This window comes from Cellulomonas iranensis NBRC 101100 = JCM 18110 (assembly GCF_001552375.1).
Lineage (GTDB): Bacteria > Actinomycetota > Actinomycetes > Actinomycetales > Cellulomonadaceae > Cellulomonas > Cellulomonas iranensis.
This window is the reverse complement of sequence record NZ_BCRB01000125.1, coordinates 1-7,798: the sequence shown is the minus strand read 5'-3', so window position 1 is coordinate 7,798 and position 7,798 is coordinate 1. Positions and strand designations below refer to the sequence as shown.

The 7,798-nt window shown below is 77.7% G+C and carries 6 protein-coding genes; 3 read left to right on the top strand and 3 right to left on the bottom strand.

The window, feature by feature from the left end; all coding sequences use genetic code 11:
- Nucleotides 1-137: 137 nt before the first annotated feature.
- Both CS2_RS17075 and CS2_RS17070 read left to right on the top strand, forming a co-directional pair.
- Nucleotides 138-2,741, top strand: a complete 2,604-nt coding sequence (locus tag CS2_RS17075) for a circularly permuted type 2 ATP-grasp protein (protein ID WP_070320880.1) — start codon at nucleotides 138-140, stop codon at nucleotides 2,739-2,741.
- Nucleotides 2,738-3,664: a transglutaminase family protein gene (locus CS2_RS17070; RefSeq protein WP_070320879.1), complete on the top strand. Its 927-nt coding sequence runs from the start codon at nucleotides 2,738-2,740 to the stop codon at nucleotides 3,662-3,664. Before CS2_RS17075 ends, CS2_RS17070 begins: the two co-directional genes overlap by 4 nt.
- A 25-nt stretch (nucleotides 3,665-3,689) precedes the next feature.
- Here CS2_RS17070 and CS2_RS17065 read toward each other — a convergent pair whose 3' ends face one another.
- The 3 genes from CS2_RS17065 to CS2_RS17055 form a co-directional block, all read right to left on the bottom strand.
- Nucleotides 3,690-4,601: a hypothetical protein gene (locus CS2_RS17065; RefSeq protein WP_070320878.1), complete on the bottom strand. Its 912-nt coding sequence runs from the start codon at nucleotides 4,599-4,601 to the stop codon at nucleotides 3,690-3,692.
- 199 nt (nucleotides 4,602-4,800) lie between these two features.
- Nucleotides 4,801-5,355: a DinB family protein gene (locus tag CS2_RS17060; RefSeq protein ID WP_046529810.1), complete on the bottom strand. Its 555-nt coding sequence runs from the start codon at nucleotides 5,353-5,355 to the stop codon at nucleotides 4,801-4,803.
- A 236-nt stretch (nucleotides 5,356-5,591) separates the two neighbouring features.
- Nucleotides 5,592-6,833 carry a GAF domain-containing protein gene (locus CS2_RS17055; RefSeq protein ID WP_046529811.1) on the bottom strand — a complete coding sequence of 414 codons (1,242 nt, stop codon included), beginning with the start codon at nucleotides 6,831-6,833 and terminating at the stop codon, nucleotides 5,592-5,594.
- 141 nt (nucleotides 6,834-6,974) lie between these two features.
- Between CS2_RS17055 and CS2_RS17050 the strand changes: the two genes are divergently transcribed.
- Nucleotides 6,975-7,580, top strand: a complete 606-nt coding sequence (locus CS2_RS17050) for a TetR/AcrR family transcriptional regulator (RefSeq protein WP_046529812.1) — start codon at nucleotides 6,975-6,977, stop codon at nucleotides 7,578-7,580.
- The last annotated feature ends 218 nt before the right edge of the window (nucleotides 7,581-7,798 follow it).

Below are 7,798 nucleotides of genomic sequence, written 5' to 3'. Positions count from 1 at the left end.
CCCACCGCGCGCCGGCCGCCCACCCGCGCGCCGGTGCGCTCGCACCCGTGCGACGGGCACGCGGCGCACGGGCGACGTCCGCGACAGGCCGGTGGGCGCGGCACGCACCCGGCGCCCGCGTGCGCCAGACTGCCCGGGTGACCGACCTGCTCTCGTCGCCGCGCCTGCTGGGCGACGGGACGGCGATCTCGCACCGGCCGGACTGGACCTGGCTGCCGCCGGGTGCGGCCCCGACCGACGACGACCTCGCGCGCGCCGCGCGGCAGGCCGAGCAGCTGCTCGCCGAGCACGGCGTGACCTACGGCGGCGACGGGCCCGACGGCGAGCAGCCCTGGCGTCTCGACCCGCTGCCGGTGGTCGTCGACGAGCCCGAGTGGGCGCGCCTGGACGCGGCGCTCGTGCAGCGCGCCGAGGTGCTCGACGCGGTGCTGCACGACCTGTACGGGCCGCGCCGCCTGCTCGACGACCGCGTGCTGCCGCCCACGGCGGTGCTGTCGCACCCCGGCTTCCTGCGTGCGGTCGACGGGCTGCGGCTGCCGGGCGGGCGGGAGCTCGTGCTGACCGCGACGGACCTGGTGCGGGACTCGACGGGCGGCTGGTGCGCGGTCGCGGACCGCACGCAGGCGCCGTCGGGCGCCGGGTACGCCATGGAGGGGCGCCGCGTCACGTCGCAGGTGCTCGCGGGCGTGTACCGGCAGGCGCCGATCGCGCGGCTCGGGCCGTTCTTCCACGCGCTGCGGCAGGCGCTGCGGGAGGTCGCGCCCGAGACGGCGGGCGACGAGCCGCGCGCCGTGCTGCTGTCGCCGGGACCGGGCAGCGAGACCGCGTTCGACCAGGCGTTCCTCGCCTCGATGCTCGGGCTGCCGCTGGTCGAGGGGTCCGACCTGGTGGTGCGCGCCGGGCGCCTGCACCTGCAGGGCATCGACGGGCTCGAGCGCGTCGACGTCGTGCTGCGCCGCGTCGACGGCGACTGGTGCGACCCGCTCGACCTGCGGGCCGGTTCCCGACTGGGGGTGCCCGGGCTGGTGCACGCGGTCCGGCAGGGGTCGGTGAGCGTCGTCAACCCGCTGGGGGCGTCGGTGCTGGAGAGCCCCGCGCTGCTCACGTACCTGCCGCGGCTCGCGCGCGCGGTGCTCGACCAGGACCTCGTGCTCGCGTCGGCGCCCACGTGGTGGTGCGGCGAGGAGCGGTCGCTGCGGCACGTGCTGGGCCGGATCGACCGCCTCGTGCTCAAGCCGACGGTGCACGGTCCGCGCACCACGACCGTGCTGGGCTGGACGTTGAGCGCCGCCGAGCGTGACGCTCTCGCGGCGCGCATCACGGCCGAGCCGTGGCGGTGGGTCGGGCAGGAGCCCGTCGGCCCGACCGTCGAGGAGGCGGGCGTCGCGACCGACCGGCCGGGCGTCGAGGGCGTCGGGCCCGCGGACCTGGGGCCGCGGGCGGCCGTGCTGCGCGCGTACGCGGTCGCGCACGCCGGCACGTACACGGTGATGTCCGGCGGCCTCGCGCGCGTGGCCGACGACCCGGTCGTGTCGTCGTCGTCGCGCGGGGCGTCCGCCAAGGACGTGTGGGTCATGTCCTCCCAGCCCACGACGTCCGCCGTCGGGCCGCGCGAGGACGCCGTGACCGCCGTCGGGCGCGTCGCCGGGTACGGCATCTCGCCGCGCACCGCCGAGAACCTGTACTGGATCGGCCGGTACGCCGAGCGCGCCGAGGGCGAGGTGCGCGTGCTGCGCGCCGTCGCCGACCGTTGGGACGACTACCACCGCACGCCCGACGCGCCGGGCGGTCAGGCGCTCGCGGTGCTGCTGCACGCGCTGACCCCCGCCGCGCTCCCGGACGGCGGTGACGCGGGCACCGGGGTGCCCGACGCTCCGCCCGTCGCGCCCCACGTGCCCGCGCTGCGGGACCTGCTGCTCGACCGCCGCACGCCGGGCTCGGTGGCCCGCGCGGTGCGCCGGCTCGGCACCGCGGCGGCCGCCGCGCGCGACCAGCTCTCGACCGACGTCTACGGTCCGCTGGCCCGCATCGAGCGGGCGCTGCGCGACGAGCGCTCGCGCGGCCGCACGCGCGGGCAGGGCGGCGACGCCGACGTCCCGGGGGCCGTCACCGCGGGGCTGCGTCCGACGCTCGACCGCGTGCTCGAGAGCCTGCTCGCGATCTCGGGCGTCGCCGCCGAGGGGCTGACGCGCGACGTCGGCTGGCACCTGCTCGACGCGGGCCGCCGCATCGAGCGCGCGCAGAACATCGTCGACATGCTCGGCGCGACCCTCGTCGTGCGGCGGCCCGCCGACGTCGAGGAGCTGCTGCTGGAGTCGGTGCTCATCGCGGGGGAGTCGGTCATCACCTACCGCCGTCGGCACCAGTCCGGCGCGAGCGTCGCCAGCGTGCTCGACCTGCTGGTGCACGACCGCACCAACCCGCGCTCGCTCGCGTTCCAGCTCGACCGGCTGCTCGCCGACCTCGAGGCCGTGCCCGCGCCGCGGTCCGCCGCGCAGCGCGACCACCTGCTGCAGGGCGTCGCCGAGCTGGTCGCCGAGCTCGACACGGTCGCGGTCGGCAACGAGGTGTCCGAGGACGGGCGCCGCGTGCGCCTGGCCGACGCGCTGGGCTCGATGCTGTGGCGGCTGCGCGAGGCGTCGGACGAGATCGAGCGCGTGCACTTCGTGCGGCCCGGACCGGGCCGCGCGCTCGTGGACCTGTGGGGCACGGGCGACGACACGAGCGGGGGTGGCGCGTGAGCGTCCGGACGTACGACCTCGTGCACCGCACGACCTACGAGTACCCGCAACCCGTCACCGACTCCTACGGCCGCACCACGATGACGCCGCGCGACCTGCCCGACCAGCGCGTGCTCAGCACGAGCCTGACGATCGACCCCGCGCCCGCCGACACGGGCGAGCACGTCGACTGGTTCGGCAGCACGACCACGTACTTCGGGGTGACGACGCCGCACACGCGGCTCGTCGTGACGTCCCGCTCGACGCTCGAGGTGAGCCGGACCGTGCCGCCGCGCGACGCGCTGCCCGACGTCGGCTGGCGTGCCGTCGCGCGCGCCGTGACCGCGGGCGACCTGGGCGCGCTGCGCACCGACGCCGCGGGGCTCGTCGCGGTGCGCGAGGCCGTGCTCCCGTCGACGCACGTGACGTTCGTCGACGAGGTCCGCGACTGGGCCGCGCCGTCGTTCGCGCAGGACCGGCCGCTCGCGGACGTCGTGGTCGACCTCGTCCACCGCATCCGCACCGAGCTGACGTACCGCTCCGGCTCGACGACCGTCCACACCACGCAGACGCAGCTGCTCGCGCAGGGGGCCGGCGTGTGCCAGGACTTCGCGCACCTCATGATCGCGGCGCTGCGCCTGCACGGCCTGCCCGCGCGGTACGCGTCGGGGTACATCGAGACCCGCCCCCGCCCCGGACGGCCCAAGCTGCGCGGCGCCGACGCGTCGCACGCCTGGGTCTCGGTGTGGCTGCCCGGCCACGGCTGGCTCGACGCCGACCCGACCAACGACCAGCTCGTCGACGACCGGTACGTCGTGCTCGGCTGGGGCCGCGACTACCACGACGTGCCGCCGCTGCGCGGCGTGATCTTCACCGACGGCCGCGGCGCGACGCCCCGCGTCGAGGTGGACCTGGTCCCGGCGGGCTCCGCACCGTTCGTCTGACGCGGCCCGACGGCCGGCCGCGGCGTCAGCGTGCCCGCGCGCGCCGCTCGAGCTCGTCGCGCGTCACCACGAACCCGCCGACGTCGACGACCGTCCCGCCGACCGCCGCGTGCAGCGCCGCGACGGCACCCGCGACACCCGGCGCGACGCGCTGCCGCGCGATGACGTGCAGCTGCGACGGCGTCTCGCGCGTCAGCTCGTACGGGTCCGGCGGCCGCCACGTGACGCGGTACGCCCACGGCCCGTGCTCGTGCGGGTCGATCGTCGACAGCACCATCGGCACCTCGGCCGCGCGTTCGCAGCGCACGTCGACCTCGCCGTCGTACGCGTAGGCGGCGGTCAGCGTGAAACCCGCCGGCGCCGCGCCCGGCGTCGCCGGGGGCGGTGGGGCGACGCGGCTGCCGGTCAGCGCGGGGCGCACCACGGGCAGCGCGTCCTGCACGGTGAGCGGTGCGGGCGACCACAGGGTGAGGTCGACGGCCGCCCCGGGGTCGGGCACGACCGCGCGGTCCCGCGCCGCGGGCAGCACGCCGCCGCCCGCGCGCCGCGCGACGGCCGCGGCCCAGCCCGCGACGAGCTCGGGCGTCACCGTCGTTCCCGGTGCGACGGCCGCGGGGAGCCCGTAGAGCGCGGAGTCCTGCGCGGGCAGGCCGACCGCGCGGGCGCCCGCGGCGTCCAGGGGGTGCGGCCCGTCGAGCTCGACGGTGCCGGCCAGCGCCAGCGCGCCGACCTCCGGCTCGGGCGCCGTCGCGATGCCGCGGAACCGGGCGCCCGACGCGGGGCGTGCGGCGGACGCGTCGTCACCGGACCGCGGGGCGCGGGACCAGCGCGCGTCGGGGAACCAGGCGCGGGCCAGGGGCAGCAGGTCCGTGGCCGCGGGGACGGCCAGCACGTGCCGGCCGTCGAGCGCGGGAGGGACCGCACGCGGTTCGGTCATGGGCGGACGCTACACAGCGCGTGCTGCCGGCAGGTGTCGCGTGCCACGGACGGGTGAGTGCGCGCGGCGCGTCGGGCGGGACGCGCCGCGCGGGCGGGCCGGCGCGTCCGCGGAGCGGACGTCGCCGTGGCGGACGGCGTCGGGACGCCGTCGCCGGAGGGTCGGCGTCCCGAGGGCGTCGTCGGACGGGCCGCCCGGGTCAGGCGTGCACGTCGTGCAGGTGGTGGACGACGTCGTGCAGGAAGTACTGCCCGAGCGTGCGCACCGTGAACTCCGAGCCGTTGCTCCGCCGGCCGCGGCGCTCCCACTGCTCGTCGGTGACCGTGTCGAAGCGGTCGGCGGTCGCGTCGGCGGCCGCGACGAGCTCGTCGGCGACGACGGCCGGGTCCTGCTGGTCGTAGCGCTCGGCCCGCGCGGTCTCGTCCTGGTCCCAGTTCGGGAACAGCGGGTCCTCCTCCTCGACCATGAGGCGCACGCGCTCGTCGAACACGCGCATCACGTCACGCACGTGCGCGCCGTACTCGAGCGTCGACCAGACCGTCGGCTCGGGGCGCACGCGCGCGTCCTCGCGGTGCAGCGCCGCGACCCACCGCGGCACGAGGTCCCGCACGGTGCCGGCGATGTCGGTCGGGTCGACGTCGGAGGCGGCGAAGCCGCACTCCGGGCACCGGGACCGCAGGACCCAGGTCCAGTCCTTGGCGTCCGGCTCGATCGCGGGCGGGGTCACGGTGCTCTCGGGATGGTGGGTGTCCACGAGCGCCACGCTAGCCGCCGGTGCGGCGTCGCGGGAACCGCTCGCCGCGCCGGCGGTGCCCGGGTGGTGCGATCGGGCCGGTGGTGGTCGGGCGACGCGCCCCCTCCCGCGCGCCGCCCGACCCGGCGACCGGGCGACGGGTCCCCGAGGGGAGCCGGGCGACGGTGCCACCGCGCCGCACGCTAGCCCGCGGACCGTTGCACGACCGTTGCACGGCCGGGGCGTGACCGCGCGGGTCAGCGCAGCGTGCGGTCGAGCTGCGCGAGCCGCGTGTGGGCGCGCAGGTGCGCGGCGGATCCGATGGGCGCGACCTGCGCGAGGGTCTGCCACGCCTGCCAGTCGTCGGCGCCCTCGTCGCCGGCCGTCCAGCGCGCGACGAGGCCCGGGTCGCGCGACGCGAGCGCGGCCGACCGCACCTCGGCGTGCAGCGCGTCGCGCAGGCGGGCGACGCCCGGGGAGGCCGAGCGCGGCAGCATCGGGCCGGTGTACGACGTCAGGGCCGCGCCGGGGTCGCCCAGCGCGAGGGCCTCGCGCACGCCGTCGACGTCGGTCTGCAGCGGTGCGGTCAGGCGGTAGGGGCGGGACTCGGACAGCAGGGGGCCGACGAGTCGGCGCAGACGCGAGATCTCCGCCCGGACCGTGACCTCGGACAGCTCGGACTCGGACAGCAGCACGGCGAGCTCGTCGCCGCGCAGGCCGGCGGGGTGCTCGGCCAGCAGCAGCAGGATCTCGGCGTGCCGGCACGTGAGCCGACGACGGCCGGCGGGCGTGTGCAGCGTGCCCGCGTGCGCGCCGAGCACCTCGAGACGGGCGGTCGGGGGTGCACCGGCGCTCGCGGCGATCGTCGCCTCGACGGCGGTGACCGTCGCGCGGACGAGCGCGAGCGCCATCCACGACGCCGCGTCCTCCCGCCCCGTGACGTCGAGCACCCCGAGCAGGCGGCCGTCGGCGTCGTGCAGGGGGACGGCGGCGCAGCTCCACGGGTGCACCGCGCGCGCCCAGTGCTCGCTGCCGAGCACCTGCAGGGGGCGGCGCGTCGCGAGCGCGGTGCCGAGCGCGTTGGTGCCGACCGCGTGCTCGCCCCAGGCCGCGCCCTCGACGAACCCGACGCCGTCGAGGGGTCGGCGCAGCGTCCGGTCGCCGTCGACCCACAGCAGGCGCCCCGACTCGTCGCTGAGCGCGGCGACCCAGCTCGGCCCCGGCTCCAGCAGCAGGCGCCGGACGATCGGCACGGCCCCGGACAGCGGGTGCGCGTCGCGCAGCGCGGTGAGGTCACGGCCCGCGACGTCGACGGGCGGGACCGGCTGCTCGGGGTCGACCCCGACCCGGCGGCTGCGTCGCCAGGAGTCCGCGACGACGGGCCTGACCTGCCGTCCCGGGTCGTCGCCCGCCGTCACGAACCGCTCGTGCGCGGCGCGCACGACGCCGACCGCCGCGGGGGCGGGTGCGTCGTGCGGCTCGCGCGCGTGGCGGCTCATGGGCGGGCCTCCGTGCTGTGGTCCTAGGTGCCCGCGAATTATAGGCGAATGCGACGAACCGCCGTGAGACAGATCACACGAGAGGAGAGAGGTCTCATCCGACCGGGCCGTTTTGCTGACGGCGTGTGTGAGAATGTCAGCATGCCGAAGATCATCGGGGCCTCGCTCCACGAGCACCGGGAGCAGACCCGACGTCGCCTGTTCGACGCGCTCTCGACGCTCATGGGCGAACGCGGGTTCGACGCCATCACGCTCGCGGACATCGCCGCCGCGGCCGGGGTCGGCCGGACCGCCGTCTACAACCACTTCCCCGACAAGGAGGCGCTGCTCCTCGGCTTCATCACGCACGAGACCGAGCAGTACGCCGCCGGGCTGCAGGCCTCGCTCGACGACATCGAGGACCCCGTCGAGCAGCTGCGCGCCTACGTGCGCGCGCAGGCCTCGCTCACCCGCGTCTACCACGTCGCCCCCGGGCCCGAGCTGCGCTCGGTGCTGTCGCGCGGCGCCCAGCAGCGCGTGCGCGAGCACGTCGGCGTCGTCGAGCAGATCCTGCGTCGCATCCTCGACGCCGGCATCGCGTCCGGCGCGTTCCCCGAGCAGGACCTCGCGACCACCGTGCCCCTCGTCAACGCGTGCCTCACCGGCCGCGGCCTGCCCGAGGCGGGCGCCGACCGCGAGCGCGCGATCGAGCAGACCGAGTCGTTCGTGCTCCGCGCCGTCGGCGCCGGCGTGCCGGTGCCGGCCTGAACGCGCGGCGCGGGCCCGGCCGCCCCGGCGAGGGCGACCGCTCGCAGGGCGGCGGCCGCGGGGTCGACCCCCGACGTGACGTCCGGTCCGGCCGTTCCGACGGCGCTCCGCGCGACGGCGACGGCTCCACGCGCGGTGCGAACGGCCGCGGGGGCGCCCGCCCCGCCGGCACCCGCGGCACGCGGGATCGGCGAGCCGGTGCGCGGGACGAGTGGCTC

Bases quoted from the DNA above. Each gene is read 5' to 3' on its own strand.
- CS2_RS17065 (WP_070320878.1), bottom strand. From the start codon at position 4,601: ATGACCGAACCGCGTGCGGTCCCTCCCGCGCTCGACGGCCGGCACGTG.
- CS2_RS17055 (WP_046529811.1), bottom strand. From the start codon at position 6,833: ATGAGCCGCCACGCGCGCGAGCCGCACGACGCACCCGCCCCCGCGGCG.
- CS2_RS17050 (WP_046529812.1), top strand. From the start codon at position 6,975: ATGCCGAAGATCATCGGGGCCTCGCTCCACGAGCACCGGGAGCAGACC.